At 57.6% G+C, this 17,095-nt stretch carries 15 protein-coding genes and 1 pseudogene; 11 read left to right on the forward strand and 5 right to left on the reverse strand.

What is annotated here, in order from left to right; genetic code table 11:
* Positions 1-450: 450 nt before the first annotated feature.
* Positions 451-1,383 (reverse strand): hypothetical protein, encoded by a 933-nt coding sequence (locus tag ACYQ11_RS14590; RefSeq protein ID WP_459924537.1) that lies wholly within the window; start codon positions 1,381-1,383, stop codon positions 451-453.
* Between the two features lie 98 nt (positions 1,384-1,481).
* Positions 1,482-2,405 carry a tRNA modification radical SAM protein MnmL/YtqA gene (gene mnmL / locus ACYQ11_RS14595; RefSeq protein ID WP_459924538.1) on the reverse strand — a complete coding sequence of 308 codons (924 nt, stop codon included), beginning with the start codon at positions 2,403-2,405 and terminating at the stop codon, positions 1,482-1,484.
* A gap of 99 nt (positions 2,406-2,504) precedes the next feature.
* On the opposite strand from mnmL, the gene mnmG reads away from it, so the two are divergent.
* The 5 genes and pseudogenes from mnmG to ACYQ11_RS14620 all read left to right on the forward strand — a co-directional run bounded on the left by mnmG (position 2,505) and on the right by ACYQ11_RS14620 (position 8,377).
* Positions 2,505-4,394, forward strand: a complete 1,890-nt coding sequence (gene mnmG, locus ACYQ11_RS14600) for a tRNA uridine-5-carboxymethylaminomethyl(34) synthesis enzyme MnmG (RefSeq protein WP_459924578.1) — start codon at positions 2,505-2,507, stop codon at positions 4,392-4,394.
* 126 nt (positions 4,395-4,520) lie between these two features.
* Positions 4,521-5,402: a DnaJ C-terminal domain-containing protein gene (locus tag ACYQ11_RS14605; protein ID WP_459924539.1), complete on the forward strand. Its 882-nt coding sequence runs from the start codon at positions 4,521-4,523 to the stop codon at positions 5,400-5,402.
* A gap of 129 nt (positions 5,403-5,531) precedes the next feature.
* The gene (gene hpt / locus ACYQ11_RS14610) at positions 5,532-6,053 is read left to right on the forward strand and encodes a hypoxanthine phosphoribosyltransferase (RefSeq protein WP_459924540.1); all 522 of its coding nucleotides are present in this window, start codon (positions 5,532-5,534) and stop codon (positions 6,051-6,053) included.
* A 14-nt stretch (positions 6,054-6,067) separates the two neighbouring features.
* A pseudogene (locus ACYQ11_RS14615) lies at positions 6,068-6,166 on the forward strand (zinc-ribbon domain-containing protein); the annotation flags it as partial.
* Positions 6,167-6,232: 66 nt separating this feature from the next.
* A complete protein-coding gene (locus tag ACYQ11_RS14620) occupies positions 6,233-8,377 on the forward strand; it encodes a DUF3426 domain-containing protein (protein WP_459924579.1) in 2,145 nt (714 codons plus the stop codon).
* A 90-nt stretch (positions 8,378-8,467) separates the two neighbouring features.
* On the opposite strand, the gene ACYQ11_RS14625 is transcribed toward ACYQ11_RS14620, so the two are convergent.
* The 3 genes from ACYQ11_RS14625 to ACYQ11_RS14635 form a co-directional block, all read right to left on the reverse strand.
* The gene (locus tag ACYQ11_RS14625) at positions 8,468-9,730 is read right to left on the reverse strand and encodes a diaminopimelate decarboxylase (protein WP_459924541.1); all 1,263 of its coding nucleotides are present in this window, start codon (positions 9,728-9,730) and stop codon (positions 8,468-8,470) included.
* Between the two features lie 24 nt (positions 9,731-9,754).
* Positions 9,755-10,246 carry an Lrp/AsnC family transcriptional regulator gene (locus ACYQ11_RS14630; RefSeq protein ID WP_459924542.1) on the reverse strand — a complete coding sequence of 164 codons (492 nt, stop codon included), beginning with the start codon at positions 10,244-10,246 and terminating at the stop codon, positions 9,755-9,757.
* A gap of 106 nt (positions 10,247-10,352) precedes the next feature.
* Positions 10,353-11,732, reverse strand: a complete 1,380-nt coding sequence (locus ACYQ11_RS14635; RefSeq protein ID WP_459924543.1) for a DEAD/DEAH box helicase — start codon at positions 11,730-11,732, stop codon at positions 10,353-10,355.
* A gap of 247 nt (positions 11,733-11,979) precedes the next feature.
* Here ACYQ11_RS14635 and ACYQ11_RS14640 point away from each other — a divergent pair, with 247 nt between their 5' ends.
* From ACYQ11_RS14640 to ACYQ11_RS14665, 6 genes are all read left to right on the forward strand, one after another.
* Positions 11,980-13,488 (forward strand): HD domain-containing phosphohydrolase, encoded by a 1,509-nt coding sequence (locus ACYQ11_RS14640; protein WP_459924544.1) that lies wholly within the window; start codon positions 11,980-11,982, stop codon positions 13,486-13,488.
* Positions 13,489-13,675: 187 nt separating this feature from the next.
* Entirely contained in the window at positions 13,676-14,242 is a 567-nt protein-coding gene (locus ACYQ11_RS14645; protein WP_459924545.1) for a PilZ domain-containing protein, read from the forward strand.
* Positions 14,243-14,287: 45 nt separating this feature from the next.
* Positions 14,288-14,638 carry a PilZ domain-containing protein gene (locus ACYQ11_RS14650; protein WP_459924546.1) on the forward strand — a complete coding sequence of 117 codons (351 nt, stop codon included), beginning with the start codon at positions 14,288-14,290 and terminating at the stop codon, positions 14,636-14,638.
* Positions 14,639-14,677: 39 nt separating this feature from the next.
* On the forward strand, positions 14,678-15,139 hold the full coding sequence (locus tag ACYQ11_RS14655) for a chemotaxis protein CheX (protein WP_459924547.1): 462 nt from the start codon (positions 14,678-14,680) through the stop codon (positions 15,137-15,139).
* 42 nt (positions 15,140-15,181) lie between these two features.
* On the forward strand, positions 15,182-15,556 hold the full coding sequence (locus ACYQ11_RS14660; RefSeq protein ID WP_459924548.1) for a chemotaxis response regulator CheY: 375 nt from the start codon (positions 15,182-15,184) through the stop codon (positions 15,554-15,556).
* 72 nt (positions 15,557-15,628) lie between these two features.
* The gene (locus ACYQ11_RS14665; RefSeq protein WP_459924549.1) at positions 15,629-17,011 is read left to right on the forward strand and encodes a sigma-54 interaction domain-containing protein; all 1,383 of its coding nucleotides are present in this window, start codon (positions 15,629-15,631) and stop codon (positions 17,009-17,011) included.
* Positions 17,012-17,095: the final 84 nt, after the last annotated feature.

The following is a 17,095-nucleotide window of genomic DNA, read 5'->3' on the forward strand; positions in this document are numbered from 1 at the left end:
GCAGCGTTGGGCCTGAACGACGTTTAATTTCAAGCCGTTATGGATTTCCTGAATAGTGTTGGACCCTGACAGGGCGATCGGGCGTCACGGGTTTGATTGGAGCAGGGGAGCAGGAAAAAACCGACGGGCTGTTCCTCGAATAGGAAACGGCAATTTGATGAACGATTCAGGATCATTGCCGTTGAATGGGAACACCGGGAGATCTTCCTGATTAAATGAATGATTTACTCTATATACAAGGCCGACCCGGACTTTTATAATCGGGATCGTTTTAAGCAACACCCCCCCCCCCCAGGAAGTCCCTCCCGCTGTGCGGGTAATCGGGTGATTACCCGGAAATTGTTGGCAGGGCAGCGGCCAACCTCATCCTCAAACGTTCATGTCTCTTCCCTTTAACGTCGTGCCGGATGTCCAGTCCAACGGCATCCGGCACGGCGCAACGTTTTCACGTCACGGTCGGGTCTCAGGGGTGCCGGTGGCGGCATCAGGCCCTGCGGTGATCAGGGCTTCAAGCTGTGCGACATAGATGTCCGCATACATCAGACGCCGGTGGTTTACGATGTCCTCGATCAGCAGGGCGGCCTGGTTTCGGGGGTCCAGCCCATAGACATTGAGGGATTGAGTTTCAGCCAGGCGGACCACCATCAGTGCGTAATACGTGGCCAGAATCCGGAGTTTTGAATCCCGACGCATCAGGTAGCTTCGGCCCGCCATGGAGTTCAGGAAAAAATGGGCGTAGGAGTACAAGACGGAAAGCTCGGGCATTGGCATGTCCGACGTGCAGGGCGGGCGGTGGATCATCAGGCGGTAAGCAAGGGCCAGGGCCGGTTCCATGAGATCCGCTTCCCGGGTCAGCATGTCCCGGAGCAACAGGGCGTTTCGGGAGCCGAGCGCCCGTGAGAGGTGAGAGACGCTCTGAAAGAGGATCGTCACCTCGGCCGTTTCACCGGCGTATGGGGGAGGCCGTTTTGCCAGGCGTGTCAGGGCTTTTTCCAAAAAGGCGGCGCTGGTTTCAGCGGTCGATCCGGGGGCGGCCCGGCTGTCCAGATAAATGAAAAAACGGGCCAGGGCCCGGTTGACGGCAGGGCAGGTTTCGGGGGTCGCCGCGGCGGCGGGATCGATCAGAGGGCCGATATCGTCTCCAAAGGCCTCGATCAGGCGGTCCGGCGGCAGAGAAAACGTCGTCTCGTCAAGACGCTGCCGTTCGAGATCGTCAAGTGTTTTTTCGAGGGTTGCGATGCGGGCGTCGCATTCAAGCCTGATCCGGTTTTCGGTCGAGTCGACGGCGCTTGTGTGCCATTTCAGGAAAAAATCCGTGCCGATGTACCCGGCAATCAGAATCGTCAGGACGATGGCGATGATGATCGATGCTCTGGTTTTCATGTGCGTCATCCTTCATGGTTTGAATCGACGGCGTTGAGATTTATTCATGCCACAACGCCGGTTGGATGTCAAAAAAAGAAACCTCTTGCCGGAGAACCTCAGCCTGGGTATCGACTGCCCTGAACCGTGCCCCGGCGTTCAAGGATGTCGTTGATGAGGTTGGTGGTGTCCGATTTTTTCAGTGGCCAGAGCGGGGCGACCAATTCGTCGGGGTGGGGGTCGCCGGTCACGCGGTGGATGATCATACCGGGATCCAGGTGCTCCAGATAATCACAGACCATCTCGGCGTATTCCTCCTTTTCGAGGCAGCGAAACGCCCCGTCGCGGTACATGGTTTCAAGGGCCGTGTTTTTGATCACGTACAGCAGATGGATTTTGACTCCGTCCACGCCGAGATCCGACAGAATCCGGGCTCCTTCGAGCATCATGGCACGGTTTTCCCCCGGCAGTCCCAGGATGATGTGGGCGCAGACCTTGATGTTTCTGGCCCGGGTCGGAGCGACGGCTGCCTTGAAACAGGCGAAATCATGCCCCCGGTTGATGAGGGTAAGGGTCCGGTCGTGGGGACTCTGGAGGCCGTATTCCACCCAGATCAGACGGTCCCGTGCATAGTCCCCCAGAAGATCCAGGATGCCCTCGTTCACACAGTCGGGGCGGGTTCCGATGGACAGGGCCACCACATCGTCGACGGACAGGGCCTCGTCATACACGGCCTTGAGCCGCGGCAGGGGTCCGTAAGTGTTGGTGAACGCCTGGAAATAGACCATGAATTTTCGGGCCTTGTAACGTCGGATCAGTCCGGGTTTGCTTTGTTCGATCTGACTTCGGACGGACAGGCCCAGGGCATGGGCCCCGGTGCCCGAGCCCCTGGGGCTGCAATAGATGCACCCGCCGGTGGACAGGGTGCCGTCGCGGTTGGGACAGGAAAAACCGGCGTCCACGGTCAGTTTCTGGACCCGTTCGCCAAAGACGGACCGCAGGTAATGGTTTAAATCGTTGTATCGTTTATGCATCGTGCTCATCCAGCTGTTGACCTCCGGGCCCGGCTCGCCTATATTGAAAGAATTTCAGACATTACCACCCCTGGGTGTGGAAGACAAGATACCAAAAGACGGACAATGATGGGTTCAAGCGGGAAAATCTACGATGTGATTGTGGTGGGCGCCGGTCATGCGGGCTGTGAAGCGGCCCTCGCCGCTGCGCGGATGGGCTGTGACGTGTTGTTGATGATGATCGATCTGGACAAGGTGGCGGCCATGCCGTGCAGTCCGTCCATCGGAGGGACGGCCAAGGGCCAGATCGTCCGGGAAATCGATGCCCTGGGGGGTGAAATGGCCCGGATTTCCGACCGCTCGGCCATTCAGTATAAAACCCTGAACACCAGCAAGGGACCGGCCGTTCACGCCACCCGGACCCAGAACGATAAAAACCTTTACCATAAAGCCATGAAGGCCGTGCTGGAACACCAGGACCGGCTCGACCTTCGCCAGGCTCTGGTCGAGTCTCTGATCGTCGAGGACGGCCGGATCCGGGGGGTGGTGGATTTCACCGGTTTCGTCTACCCGGGGCGCTGCGTGGTGCTGACCACCGGAACCTTTCTGAGCGGGCTGGTTCATATCGGCACCATGCAGCTCAAGGCCGGTCGGACCGGAGAATTCGCCGCCTATGGTCTGGCAGAGAATCTTCGGAACCTGGGTTTTGATCTGGGCCGGATGAAAACAGGCACCCCGCCCCGGCTTCACCGTCGGAGCATCGATTTTTCCCGATTCGTCGAGCACAGCGCCGATGAAACGCCCCGCCCCTTTTCCTTTTCAAGCCGGGCGGCGTCGACCATCCGGATGCCCAGCTACATCGGCCATACCAACGCCCGCAGCCGCAAGATCATCATCGACAACCTCCATCAGTCCCCGCTTTACTGCGGCACCATCAAGGGAGTGTCAGCCCGCTATTGCCCCTCGTTCGAAGACAAGGCCGTGAAATTCCCACAGCGGGAAAGCCATCATGTCATTCTCGAACCCGAAGGAATCGAAAGCGAGGAAATCTACGCCAGCGGCCTGGGCAACAGCATGCCCATCGATGTCCAGCTGGACTTCGTTCACTCCGTGGAAGGCCTGGAAGAGGCGGAAATCATCCGTCCGGCCTACGCCATCGAATACGATTTCGTCAATCCCCTTCAGCTTCAGCCCACCCTGGAAACCAAACGGGTCAAGGGCCTGTATATGGCGGGCCAGATCAACGGCACCTCGGGGTATGAAGAGGCCGCCGGTCAGGGCATCTGGGCCGGGATCAACGCCGCCCTGTCGGTTCAGGGACGGCCGCCGTTTCTTCTGGATAGGTCCCAGGCCTACATCGCCGTCATGGTCGATGATCTGGTGACCCGGGGAACGGTGGAGCCCTACCGCATGTTTACCTCCCGGGCCGAATACCGCCTGGTGATGCGGGAAGACAATGCCGACCTGAGGCTTCGGGAAATCGGTCACGGCCTGGGCCTGGTCGATGAGGATACGGTCCGTGAGGTTCGTGACCGGAAAAAGCAAATCGAGGGAGAAATCAGCCGGATTCGCTCCGCCGTCGTCAAACCCCGTGACGAGGTCAACACCTATCTGGCCTCCAGGGGATCCAACACGATCAGCAACGGTGTCCATCTCGATCAGTTGCTCAAACGGGCCGAACTGGATTACGATGTGGTCGATGCCCTGGCGAAAGCACCGGATCCGCCGGCTCCGGACGTGGCCCGGCAGGTGGAGATCGAGATCAAGTATGAGGGGTACATCGACCGGCAGCGTGCCGAAATCAACAAGTTCAGGAGCCTGGAACGCATCCGGATTCCCGACGATTTTGACTACGGGGCCGCCCACGGGCTGTCCAACGAGATCCGTGAGAAACTGTCCCGGATCAGGCCCCTGTCGCTGGGGCAGGCCTCCCGGATCGACGGCATCACCCCGGCGGCGATTTCCGTTCTGATGGTCAGCCTCAGGAAAGGCGAGGCGCGAAACCGCTCGGAACCTTGACACCGAAGGGTGGAACGCTTATTTTTGAGCAAACGTCCATTCAGGTTAATCATGAGTCAATCTCTTGCCGGCGCGTGATGAAAAAAGCCCGGAACGCGTGATATTCAATTAAAGGAAGACCAGATCATGTCCGAGACAGATTATTATAAATTGCTGGGTGTTGAACGAACCGCATCCGCGGAGGACATCAAAAAGAGCTACCGCAAGCTCGCGATGAAGTACCATCCGGACAAGACCAAGGGCGATAAAGCCTCCGAAGAGAAATTCAAGAAAATAAGTGAGGCCTACGCCGTGCTGAGCGATCCGGAAAAACGCAAGGAGTACGACACCTTCGGTTCGTCCGGATTCAAGCAGCGCTACAGCCAGGAGGATATTTTCCGCGGGTTTGATTTCGGCGATATTCTTCGCGAGTTCGGGTTCGGCGGCTTTGGCGGTTTTTCCGGAAGGCGGGGCTCCGGCGGTGTCCACGGCCATCGCCAGGCCGTCAAGGGGTCGGACCTGGTGTATGAAATCCCGTTGACCCTCAGGGAAATTGCCGAAGGAACCACGAAAAACATCGTGCTTCAGCACCAGCCGGACGGGGGGCAGGTCAGCGTGAAAATTCCCCGGGGGCTGATTGAAGGGAAGAAAATCCGGCTTCCTGGAAAAGGCGAACCCAGTCCCTACGGCGGCCCCGCCGGGGATGTGTTCATCAAATCCAAGGTTCTGTCGGACCCCGTGTTTTTTGCCGAAGGTTACGATCTTAACGTCAACCGCTCCATTCGCTTGTCCGAGGCCCTCCAGGGAACGACCCTGGCTGTCCCGACCATTTACGGCAAAGAACTGAGTCTGAGAATTCCTCCGGGAACCCAGCATAAAACCAAAATGCGGTTGTCCGGTCACGGGTTGCCCCACATGAAGGGGGACGGCTCGGGTGATCTTTTTGTTCACATTCTTCTGCTTCTGCCCAAAACGCTCAACGATCAGCAGAAAAAAATCGTCGAAAAACTGGCTCAGGTCGGCCTGTAATGGCTCATAATTATTGACAAGAGCCGGTTTTCACGATACGGGCTTATGTATTGTCGCTTTACAAAAGCCTATAACTCCTGCAATATGGTGGACAATGATACGCCCGACACCCTCCCAATGGATTCGTATATGCCCGAATTGATCGAGGTCCTGTCCGATACCGATATCGCGCGCAGGGTTTCTGCCGTGGCTGCGGCCATCTCACAGGATTATGCCGGGAAAAGTCCGGTGTTTGTGGGGGTTCTCAAGGGGGCGTTTATTTTTCTGGCGGATCTGGTGCGCCATGTGACACTGCCCCATCAGATAGGATTCGTCGGTGTGTCCAGCTATGGAAGCGGCACCGAGTCGTCCGGACGCATCCGTGTTTACCATGAACTCGATATCGATATCGAAGGCAAAGATGTGATTCTCGTCGAAGATATTGTTGACACCGGACTGACATTGACGTTTATTGTCGAATATCTTCGGTCGTTTCATCCGGGAACCGTCAGGATTTGTTCTCTGATTGATAAACGTGAACGCCGTAAGGTTGATGTGGTGGTGGATTATGCCTGCCATGAAATCGCCGAGGGGTTTCTTGTGGGGTATGGCCTGGACCATGCGGAATACCACAGAAATCTTCCGGCTATTTATCATCTGAAATTACAATAGAATGAGGATGGACAATGATCATTACCTGTGGGGAATGCGATTCCAGTTTTGTGCTGGATGACAGTTTGATTAAATCCAGTGGTTCGAAAGTCAGGTGCTCCAATTGTAAACATGTGTTTGTCGTTTACCCCGCACCGCCAAAACCCGATCCCGAACCCGTGAAAGGCGTCGAACCCCCGATGCCTCCCCAGGCAGCCCCGGCCCCCGTCCGGGCCGTCCATGGCGACGACGATCCCGATCTGACCCAGGCCGTCGAGCAGATCGTCGAAGATGATTTGAGTTTCACCGATGAGGAGCTGGGGATCACCGCAACCTCAGTCTCACCGCGTGTTGAGCGTCCCCGCGAACCCCAGGCCCCGGCGGCCCCCGTCGCTGCCCAGCCTCCGGCCGATGAACCGGCGCCTGTCGAGGAAGCGGCTGACGAAGACATTCTCGATTTTTCCGATTTCGAACTTGATATGGATGAAGAGGTCCTGCCGTCCGATGCGCCCGCCGAGGCGGCCGACGATCTGTCCCTGGATTTTGAGGACACAGGGATCGAGGCGCCGGCGGATGCGGACGATGGGCTGGATCTGGATCTGGAATCCGACGAGGAGGAGCTGGATTTTTCCGACCTCGAATTGGAGCTTGGCGGCGGGTCGGATGAATTGGCCGCCACGGATGTTGTGGGTTCGACCGTGGACCGTGAGGAGATCGGTTCGGCGGACACCATGGTGGTGGACGACGCGGAACTGGATTTTTCCGATCTGGATCTGGTTGAGGATGCTGAGGCCGAGGATCTTGATCTGTCCCTCGATGAGGTTTCCGAACAGACCGAAACCCTGATGAGCGACGACGAACTGGACTTTTCGGATCTCGAGCGTGAACTGGACGGAACCTTGGACAGCGCCGATGATCAGCCCGCCGATGTGGGGGACCTCGATCTGGATCTGGATCTGGACCAGGCCGAGGACGAGCCTGAAACCGTTCTGATGGGCGACGACGACCTTGATTTCTCCGAGTTCGAACTGGATCTGGAAGAAGATCAGGAACCGGGACCCACGGAAGAAAAATCCGTCGAAGCGGCCGCCGAGGAAGAACTTGATTTTTCCGATCTGGCCGGTGTGCTTGAGTCCGATGAACCGATTCCCGACCTTCCCGACCGTGACGAGGACATTGATCTCGAACTGGATTTCGACGATGACGAAGCCCCGGCGGCCAAGGCCAAGGGGCAGGCCCAGGAAGAAGAGGAACTGGACTTCTCCGACCTGGAAGATCTGCTGGACGACCTGGATGAGGGCGCCGACCACGGTGCCCAGGCCCCCGATGATCTCAAACTCGAACTCGATGAAGCCATGGACGAGGACCTGGATTTCGAACCCGTGAAAACCAAGGCCGCGGCCCCGGCAGACGACGATCTGGACTTCTCGGATGTGGAAGCCATGCTGGGCACCGATGACCAGGATGAGGATCTGGATCTTGATCTGGGGACGAAGAAACCCGTTTCGGGTTTTGACGAAGACGAGGCCGACCTTGAGCTGGCCCTGGACGACGATGACGACAGCGACATCGAGCTGGAGCTGGATCTGGGTGAGGATGAGGCGGCGGAAATGGACGAAACGGACGACGATGAGGCGGCATCGGAGATGCCCGCCGCCGCAGACAAGGCGTCCAAGGCCGCCAAGGCCGATGCCGGAAAGAAAGACAAGAAAGCGCCCAAACGCAAAGCCAAGGGCGGCGGAGGCCTGATTGTGAAACTGGTTGTGACGCTGATTGTCGTGCTGCTTCTGGCGCTGGGGGTTTACCTGTCACGGGAGAAGATCGAGGATATGACCGGCTTTGCCGTTCCGGCCGTGGCTCCGCTGGAGGGCCTGAGGGACAGCATCGGCGCCATGGGCATTCCCGGGATCAGTGACTGGGTGAAACCCGCCCCCAAAGATCCCCAGGGGAAACTTTTTCTGAAAACATCGGGCATCACCGGAAAAATTATCGTCAGCCCCACGCTGGGGGATCTGTTCGTGATCACGGGCAAGGTTCAGAACAACTATCAGGGTACACGGAATTCCATCAGCCTGGTGGGGAAACTTTTTGGTGAAGGAGGGAAGGTGGCCCAGTCCAAGCTGTTTTATGCCGGAAACGTCATTCCCGAGGAAGAGCTGATCACCATGGATGAGGAGATCATCAAAAAACGTCTCCAGAACCGTCTGGGAGACAACGGCGTCAACGCCAAGGTCCGGCCGGGCCAGATCGTGCCGTTCATGGTGGTGTTCACGAATTTTTCACAAAATCTCACCGAGTTCTCCGTGGAAACCGGCGGCTCCTTCCAGGGCGCGGCCATTCAATAAAAAAACGGCTCCCTGTTCAGAGGAGCCGTGATGAAAGACCGACATCACCCCGGACGCCCATGGGGCGCCGGGGTGATGTGTTTTGGTGGATCAGGCCGGGCTGAACACGTCCGGTTCGAAGTCAAGGGTCCTGAAATAATCCTCCATGGTTTCTTCCCGCCGAATCAGTTCCACCTGTCCGTCTTCGCGCAGCAGCAGTTCCTTGGGCCTCATCTTGGCGTTGTAGTTGAACCCCATGGCGTGTCCGTGGGCCCCGGTGTCGTGGATCAGAAGAAGATCGCCGTCCTCGATGTGGGGCAGGGGGCGCTGCACGGCGAATTTGTCGTTGTTTTCGCACAGGGACCCCACCACATCCACCACGGTGTCCGGCGGCGCATTCTCCTTGCCCAGAACGGTGATGTGATGATAGGCGCCGTAGATTCCGGGCCGCATCAGCGAGGACATGCAGGCGTCAACGCCGATGTAGGACCGGTAGATGTCCTTCCGGTTGATGGCCCGGGTGACCAGAACGCCGTGGGGGCCGGTCATGTATCGGCCGCTTTCCAGGCAAAGCCGGGGCGCGTATCCGTGGGTTTTTTTGAATGCGTGGAACAGAGCGCTGATTTCCCGGCCCATGGCCGAAAGGTCCAGCGGTTCGTCTTCGGGCCGGTAGGGAATGCCCAGTCCCCCGCCGATGTTGACGAACTCGAACCGGATGCCCAGATCATCCGAGACCTGGGCGACCATATCCAGAATCATTCGGGACGTTTCGACCATGTAGGCGTAATTTCTTTCGTTGGACGCCAGCATGGTGTGCATGCCGAATCGTGTGGCGCCCCGGTCCCGTGCTTTTCGATAGGCGTCGGTCACCTGGTCGTGGCTGATGCCGTACTTGGCTTCCACCGGATTGCCGATGATCGTGTTTCCGGTGCGTCGGGGGCCGGGATTGTAACGGAAGCAGATCAGGTCCGGCATGACGGGGACTTTGTCGATCAGGCTGATGTCGTCGAGGTTGAGGATGCAGCCCCCTTCTTTTTCCGCCATCAAAAAATCGTCCAGGCTGGTGTTGTTGGAGGTGAACATCAGATCATCGCCCCGGGCTCCCGTATTGCGGGACAGAACCAGTTCGGGTACGGAGCTGCAGTCGAACCCGAACCCCATGTCCCGCATCAGCCGGAGAATCGCCGGGTTGGGCAGGGCTTTGACAGCGAAGTATTCACGGAATCCCTCGATCTGCTCGAAGGCCTTGATCAGGCGGGCACCGGTGTCCCGGATGCCTTTTTCATCGTAAATATGAAAGGGGGTGCCGAAGTGACGGGCAATGTCTGTGAGAACGGGTGTCAAGCGGTTCGTGTAATCGGTTGATAACGGCATGGCTTTTTGTCGTCTCCTTGTGTGTCATGGAAAAGGTGTTTCGGTAATTTCATCGATGCGGACAGAGTCCAGCGGGATCTGGGAACTTTCCTTGTATGTGTGAAGCGCAATGGTGGTTTCCGTTCGGGTCACATGGGTAACGGCGGCGATTTTCCGGGTGATGGCGTCCGAAAGGGCCGATGTGCCCGAGACCCTTAGCTTGAGGAGGAAACAATCGTTTCCGGTGATGAAATGGATTTCCTGGATTTCGGGGATGGCCGAGAGTTGGGCGGCGACCTGATCCGCCTGTGCGGGATCATCCAGATGGGCACGGACAAAGGCCACCATGTTCCGGTTGAAGCACCCGGGGTTGAGGATCACCTCATACCCGTTGATAATCCCCTGCTTTTCAAGCTTCCGTATGCGTTCAAGCACGGCGGACGGCGCCATGTTCACCTGGCGGGCCACCTCCACATTGGGCACCCGGGCTTTTTGCTGAAGGATGCCGAGAATTTTAAGGCTGATTTCGTCGATCATTCGCTTTAATTCCTTTTTTTTGAAAATATAATTAAAGCTATAGCCTGTGTCAAGAATATAATACGGTTTATCTCTTTAATATAAGAATAAAGTTCGCCGGGCAGGCTCAGGGGGCAGGGGCTGTGTCGGACCGGTGCCGCACATAGACCCGTTCACGGGCCTGGGCGGCGGCGTCGAGCACGCCGATCCGGCTGTCCACGTAATCGAAGACCCGGGCCGTTTTATCGCGCCCGGGCCGCAGGATGCGTCCCAGGTATTGCAGCAGACGGCCCGAAAAACGGATGGGGTAGATCAGAAACAGGCTGGACAGGCGGCTGGAGTCGAAGCCTTCGCCAAGGAGCTGGCTGGTGGCGATGAGGATGGGGATCTCCCGGCGCTCCAGGCGTTCCATGATCTCCCGGCGCTCGGCGGGTTTCAGGTCGCCGGTGAACAGGACGGCATCGAGCCCGTGGCGATCGGCCAGCAGCTGACGGATGATCCGGCAATGGTTCTTTCGGTCGGACAATACCAGGCAGACCCCGTTTTCCTGCCGGGATTCACGGGCAATGTCCGCGGCGATGAGTTCGTTTCTCTCAGGGTCTTCAACCAGTTCGGCCATCAGCCGGGCATAGTGGCGGGTGGGGTCGGTGCGAGAGGTGAAGTCCGTGGGCCGGATGATCACCTCGGCTTCGAGGATATGGCCTCTTTCGATCAGATCCCGCTGGTCCACCTCGAAGGCCGAATCGCCCAGGTGCCAGAAAATCAGAGGCGACAGCCGATCCCGCCGGAAGGGGGTGGCCGACAGGCCGGTCATGTAATAGGCATCGAAGGCGCTGACCGCTTCGTGAAAGGTCCGGCTGGGCGTTCTGTGGCATTCGTCGACCACCAGATGGCCCACATGGGGCGTCGTCTGGTCCAGGACCTTGTACAGGGACTGGACCATGGCCACGGTGATTTTTTCACCCAGCCGGAACACCCCCGAACCGATGAACCCCACGTCCGGTTCGGGAATACCCAGAAAATGCTCGATGCGGTCGATCCACTGGGCCGCCAGGTCCCGGGTGTGGACAACAATGAGGGCGGGCTGTTTGCGTGCGGCAAGAATGGCCAGCATCATCACGGTTTTTCCGGCGCCCGTTGGGGCGGTCAGCACGGCGAAGTGCTTTTTGAGAACGGCGTCGACCGCGGTCTGTTGAAAGGGTTTGAGTTGCCCGGAGAATCGGAGGTCGACGTCGGGTAGGCGCCGTCTGCGGTCGTCGATCGCAAACGCATGGCCCGCCTGCCGGAGCAGGGTGATGAGCGGGCGCATGTAGCCCCGGGGGATCCGGGCGCCGTTTTCGTCTTCATGATAGAATTCGAGATATCTGGGCACGCCTCGGTTGTAACGGCCGTGTTTTTCGTTGTCCAACCAGACCGGATTGGTCAGGGTCAGGTTCGTTTTGAGAATCCGGCCCAGCTCCGGGGTGATTGTCGGCAGAAGGATGGTCCGGTCCAGGATGATCTGCATTCCGGTCACTCCGTTTTTGGATCAAAGAAGGTGACAGCGCTTGGTTTGCTTTCTTTTAAACGATCCACTTTCTTTTTGCAATATCATGGAAAATGTTTTAACATACCCCCATTATTAGCGTTATGAAAAAGATTCGCCTTCTATCGTAACATTCACGAAAACCTCCCGAACATGGGTGACGCATCATGGGACGCCCCGTGATACTAGTGCCTTTGTCTCAATGTAACAGACGCTGGATTTTCAAACCATGGCGCATGATACAAAGACCATTCTGTTTGTCGACGACGAGGAAAGCATCCTCGAGGTGGCGAGCGAATATTTCACGCAGAAAGGCTATCAGGTGATCACCGCCATAAACGGCGAAGCCGCCCTGGCCGTTCTGGAAAAGACCGACGTGGACTGTTGCTTCACGGATATCAACATGCCGGGCATGGACGGCCTCGAACTGGCCGAGCACATCCGTGAACTGGACATGACCATTCCCGTGATCGTGATGACCGGCTACCCCTCCCTTGAAAACACGATCAACACCCTGAAAAACGGGGTGGTGGATTTTTTGATCAAGCCGGTGAACCTCGAGCAGATGGAACTGTGCGTTCAGCGGGTTTTGCGTCAGCGAACGATTTTTGAGGACAACATTCTGCTCAAAAAAGAGCTGGCCAGCAAAAAACGCATCGAGGCGTTGAACCGGGAGCTGCTCACCAAGGTCGACGAGCTGAATAATCTCAACAAGATCATGAACGATTTCGAGCAGGTGTCGTCAAGCCGCGAACTGTTTTCCCGGGTGGTGGAACTGGCCCGGGAGGTGACCCATGCCGATGAATCCCGCCTGTTTATCATCAGCCCCGTTCAGGACCGGCCTGTGCAGGTCAACGCTTCCATAAACGGCGGTGAGAGCCTGGTTCCGGTGGATGCTTCCATGGAAAAACTGGTGCTTGAAATCGTTGACGACGGGATCCCCCTTTTGATTTCAGAATGCGCCGGCCTGGGGTCTCTGCCCGAGCGCATCCATTCGGCCATGGCCGTTCCCCTCAAGATCAGAGAAAAGGTTTTCGGGGTGGTGGCGGCCTTTGTGGGCGACGGCAGCTACCGGTTTAACGAACGGGATCTCTACTATCTGTCGTTCATGGGCGCCAAGGCGGCCGATACGGCTGAAAACATCGCCCTTTACGAAACCATCAGCGAGAATCTTTTCTCCACCCTGAGGGCCTTCGTCAAGGCGGTTGAAGCCCGGGACGCCTACACCAAGGAGCATTCCAACCGGGTGGCTGAAATGGCCGTGGTGCTCGGCCGTGAGATGGGGTGCAGCGACGAGGAACTCAACCTTCTGAATTTTGCGGGGCGGCTTCACGATATCGGCAAGATCGGCATTCGGGACAACATCCTGCTCAAACCCGGCCGGCTGACCGATGAGGAATTTGAAATCATCAAGGAACATCCGGTCATCGGGGCACGCATTGTCAGCCAGCTGGGGCTGTGGGACAGGGAAACCCAGATCATCCGGCACCACCATGAACGATTCGACGGGTCCGGTTATCCGGACGGCCTCAAAGGGGTGGCCATTCCCTTTCTGGCCCGGATCATGTCGGTGGCCGATGCCTACGACGCCATGGCCTCGGACCGGGCCTACCGGAAAAAGCTCGATCTTGCGCGGGTGCTTTCGATCATCCGTGACGGATCGGGAGCCCAGTTCGATCCGCGGGTGGTCGATGTGTTTGTTCGACTGGTCGAGGGCGGTCGATGGATGTTTGACTAGGCCTTCCGGCAGGGCGGCTCACGCTTGGTTTTTTTGGCTCCGGCGGTTTACGTGTTTACACCCGAAGACGCAAATGCTATAATTCCAGCGTTTTTTATGAGGTTTTTCACCATTTTTCATCTGCTGTTCGGCGAATGACAAATCAGACTGACGTGCATTTTGTGGCAGGAGAGGGCGGCCGTTAACCATGGCGAATGACGTGAATCCCCAGATCAAGCGAAATTACTTCCGAGCCCCCATTTCGGCGAAAACCCGGGCGGTGCTGGTCGATGAATCCCAGCGGGGGATGATCCGCAAATGTCTTGACCTCAAGGTGATGCCGGATGTCGATGGGTTGATGGACCGACCCGGCAGCCAGAGTTTGGCCCAGCTGGTCCTTCTTCTCAGCCGGATCGATGAAAAGCTCGATCGGGTGCTTGAGAAACTGGGCGACGAGACGACTGAAAAGCGCGAGCTTGTCGTGCGGGATACGGTGGACATCAGCGGGTCAGGCATCAGCCTTCTGCTTAAGGAACCGCTGGCCAAGGGACGGCTTCTGCATCTTTCCATCACGTTCACCGGGTCGCACATGGGCCGCCTCGATGTCCTGGGCCGGGTGGCCCGCAGTGTTTCCGTCGGCAATGAGAACGATGCCCTGTTTCAGACCGGCATCGAATTCGAGGACCTGACGGAGGCTGAAAAGGATCAACTGGTCAAATACACCTTCAGCCTGAACCGGGAACATATCCGGGCCGCCGGGGCGAACAACCAATGAACAAAACCGGACCGGCGTCACAGGCGTCGGAGGGTGGAGCGACACATGCTGAAACAGGACGTCCATGAACGACGCAAAGGCCTCCGGGTCGAGTTCGATACGGAGGTCACGGTGAGGGCGGGGGGGCAGGATACCCGATACGTCGGCAGCTCCAGGGATCTGAGCCTGAGGGGTGTGTTCATTACAACCGATATCGGGCTTGCGGAGGGCACCGCCTGCGAGGTGGAGATTGCCCTGTCCGGTCTTGAAGAGAAGCTGGTGCTGTGCATGGACGGGCATGTGGTCCGGACCACGGAGACGGGCTATGCTATTTATTTTGATTCGGTGGATCTGGAAACCTACACCCACCTCAAAAACATTGTCAAATACAACGCCCCGGATTCGGAACCGGTCTGACGGGCAGTCGCGATTGAACACCAGGGAACGACGGAACGAATGGATGCGAATCTGATCAACCCGTTTATCAACGCCACCACCAACGTCCTGAGTACCATGGCCTTCGTGGAATGCAAGGTGGGTAAGCCCTATCTGAAAAAAGACGACGAGGCCCGGGGCGACGTGACCGGCGTGATCGGTATCACCGGCGATTCGAACGGCACCATTGCCGTGACCTTTGACCGGTCGAGTATTCTTAAAATCGTATCCAACATGTTCGGGGAGGAAATGACGACGCTGAACCACGAGGTTGCCGACGCCGTCGGTGAACTGGTCAATATGATTTCCGGTCAGGCCAGGCGCGAGCTCGAAGAGGGCGGCCGGCTGTTTCATGCGGCCATTCCCACGGTGATCAGCGGCAACGGCCACTGCGTGACCCATTACACGGACGGACCCAAGATCGCGATACCCTTTACAACCGCCGATGGAAACTTTACGATTGAGGTGTGTCTTGAATCATGATTATAACAGCTATGACCGGTTGGACCTTGACAGGATGGGCCTATGAGTACCTCTATTAAGATTCTCGTTGTTGATGATTTTGCCACCATGCGCCGTATCATGAAGAATATCCTCAAACAACTGGGATACACGAACATCGGTGAAGCAGATGATGGGACCACCGCCCTGGAGGAAATGAAAAAGACCACCTACGACCTGATCATTTCCGACTGGAACATGCCCAAGATGTCCGGGCTGGATCTGCTGAAAACCGTTCGGTCGGACCCCGTGTACAAGGAAGTCCCCTTTCTCATGGTGACGGCCGAGGCCCAGAAACAGAACGTGATCGAGGCGGTGCAGGCCGGGGTGTCCAACTACGTTGTCAAACCCTTCACCGCCGAGGCCATCGCCGAAAAACTCGATAAGATACTGGATTGATAAGGGGAAGGTTGCGCCCCTCCCATTGGCCCCCTCTCCGGGTGCCGCATCGTTTGCCCATCAGAGGAATGTATGTCACGAATCTTGTTTGCCGGAGAGTATGAGCATCTCCCCGCCCTGTCCGACCATCTTTCAAAAGAGGGCCATGAGCTCCGGCCCGCCTCGGATGTCAGGCAGGCCATGGCGCGGTTGAACGATGAGGCGTATGATGTCGTCGTGGCCGGTCGGTCCCTGGCGGACGAGGAGCGGCAAGCCCTGATGGCCCATGCGTCCCGAAAAGACGGGGAAATACGGTTTATCGCCCTTTCGGAACCGGACCCGGCCGGTGAACCGTCCGGCTCATCTCAAACCGACCGGGACAACGACGCCGCCTCCTGCGCCACATCCATTTCCCGGATGCTGGCCGATGAACAAAAAAAAGCACCGGCCCGAGACGCCCGGGGATTTCAGTTTTTCGATTTTATCGGTGAAAGCGAGGCCATCCGCAAGATTTCTTCCATGGTATCACGGGTGGCCGCAACGGACAGCACGGTCCTGATCACCGGAGAGAGCGGGACGGGAAAAGAGCTGATCGCCCGGGCCATTCACAAGAACAGTCCCCGCCGGGAGGCCCCGATGATCATCATCAACTGCGGGTCCATCCCCGGTGAACTCCTGGAAAGCGAGCTGTTCGGTCATGAAAAGGGTGCGTTCACCGGCGCCCACCGGACCCGCATCGGCCGATTCGAACTGGCCGACGGCGGGACGATCTTTCTTGACGAGATCGGCGACATGAGCCCCGATCTTCAGGTCAAGCTGTTGCGCGTCCTTCAGGAAAAATGCTTCGAACGGGTGGGCGGAGCCCGGTCGATTCATGTGGACGTACGGATCATCTCGGCCACCAACAAGGATCTGAAAAAAGCCATCCTGGACAACACCTTCCGGGAGGATCTGTTCTACCGGCTGAACGTCATTCCCATCCAGGTACCGCCGTTGCGCAGTCGGAAAACCGACATTCCCCTTCTGATCGATTATTTTATCCGCAAGCTCGACGAAAAGAACCGCTGGGGTCTGAAAACCTTCACGCCGGAGGCCATGGCCGCGCTGTGCCGATACGACTGGGCCGGTAATGTCCGTGAACTGGAAAACCTGATGGAACGTCTGTCCGTGCTCATCGAATCGGATCGTGTGGAGCAGGACGATCTGCCCGACTACATCACGGGGACGCCTTCGGCGGATGACGGGGGGAGCGACACCACGGTCAGCGATTTCTTCGAAAACGGCATGGGATTCAACGAAGCCGTGGAGGAACATCAGAAAAAGCTGATTCTCCATGCCCTGAACAAGACCCACTGGGTCAAGGCCAAAGCGGCCGAGATGCTGAAGATGAAACGCACCACCCTGGTCGAGAAAATCAAGAAAATGAATCTTGAACCGGATCAGGAGGGATGGGAGGATCCCGATCCCGATGACTGACCGGTTTTCTTCCGGCCCCTCCGGCGGGCCTGCCCTGCGCCGTTCCGGCGCGATGATTCCCATCACACCCCATGAACATTGCCG

This window comes from Desulfatiferula olefinivorans, assembly GCF_054657895.1.

Bases quoted from the DNA above. Each gene is read 5' to 3' on its own strand.
- ACYQ11_RS14590 (WP_459924537.1), bottom strand. From the start codon at position 1,383: ATGAAAACCAGAGCATCGATCATCATCGCCATCGTCCTGACGATTCTG.
- mnmL (WP_459924538.1), bottom strand. From the start codon at position 2,405: ATGAGCACGATGCATAAACGATACAACGATTTAAACCATTACCTGCGG.
- mnmG (WP_459924578.1), top strand. From the start codon at position 2,505: ATGGGTTCAAGCGGGAAAATCTACGATGTGATTGTGGTGGGCGCCGGT.
- ACYQ11_RS14605 (WP_459924539.1), top strand. From the start codon at position 4,521: ATGTCCGAGACAGATTATTATAAATTGCTGGGTGTTGAACGAACCGCA.
- hpt (WP_459924540.1), top strand. From the start codon at position 5,532: ATGCCCGAATTGATCGAGGTCCTGTCCGATACCGATATCGCGCGCAGG.
- ACYQ11_RS14620 (WP_459924579.1), top strand. From the start codon at position 6,233: ATGCCTCCCCAGGCAGCCCCGGCCCCCGTCCGGGCCGTCCATGGCGAC.
- ACYQ11_RS14625 (WP_459924541.1), bottom strand. From the start codon at position 9,730: ATGCCGTTATCAACCGATTACACGAACCGCTTGACACCCGTTCTCACA.
- ACYQ11_RS14630 (WP_459924542.1), bottom strand. From the start codon at position 10,246: ATGATCGACGAAATCAGCCTTAAAATTCTCGGCATCCTTCAGCAAAAA.
- ACYQ11_RS14635 (WP_459924543.1), bottom strand. From the start codon at position 11,732: ATGCAGATCATCCTGGACCGGACCATCCTTCTGCCGACAATCACCCCG.
- ACYQ11_RS14640 (WP_459924544.1), top strand. From the start codon at position 11,980: ATGGCGCATGATACAAAGACCATTCTGTTTGTCGACGACGAGGAAAGC.
- ACYQ11_RS14645 (WP_459924545.1), top strand. From the start codon at position 13,676: ATGGCGAATGACGTGAATCCCCAGATCAAGCGAAATTACTTCCGAGCC.
- ACYQ11_RS14650 (WP_459924546.1), top strand. From the start codon at position 14,288: ATGCTGAAACAGGACGTCCATGAACGACGCAAAGGCCTCCGGGTCGAG.
- ACYQ11_RS14655 (WP_459924547.1), top strand. From the start codon at position 14,678: ATGGATGCGAATCTGATCAACCCGTTTATCAACGCCACCACCAACGTC.
- ACYQ11_RS14660 (WP_459924548.1), top strand. From the start codon at position 15,182: ATGAGTACCTCTATTAAGATTCTCGTTGTTGATGATTTTGCCACCATG.
- ACYQ11_RS14665 (WP_459924549.1), top strand. From the start codon at position 15,629: ATGTCACGAATCTTGTTTGCCGGAGAGTATGAGCATCTCCCCGCCCTG.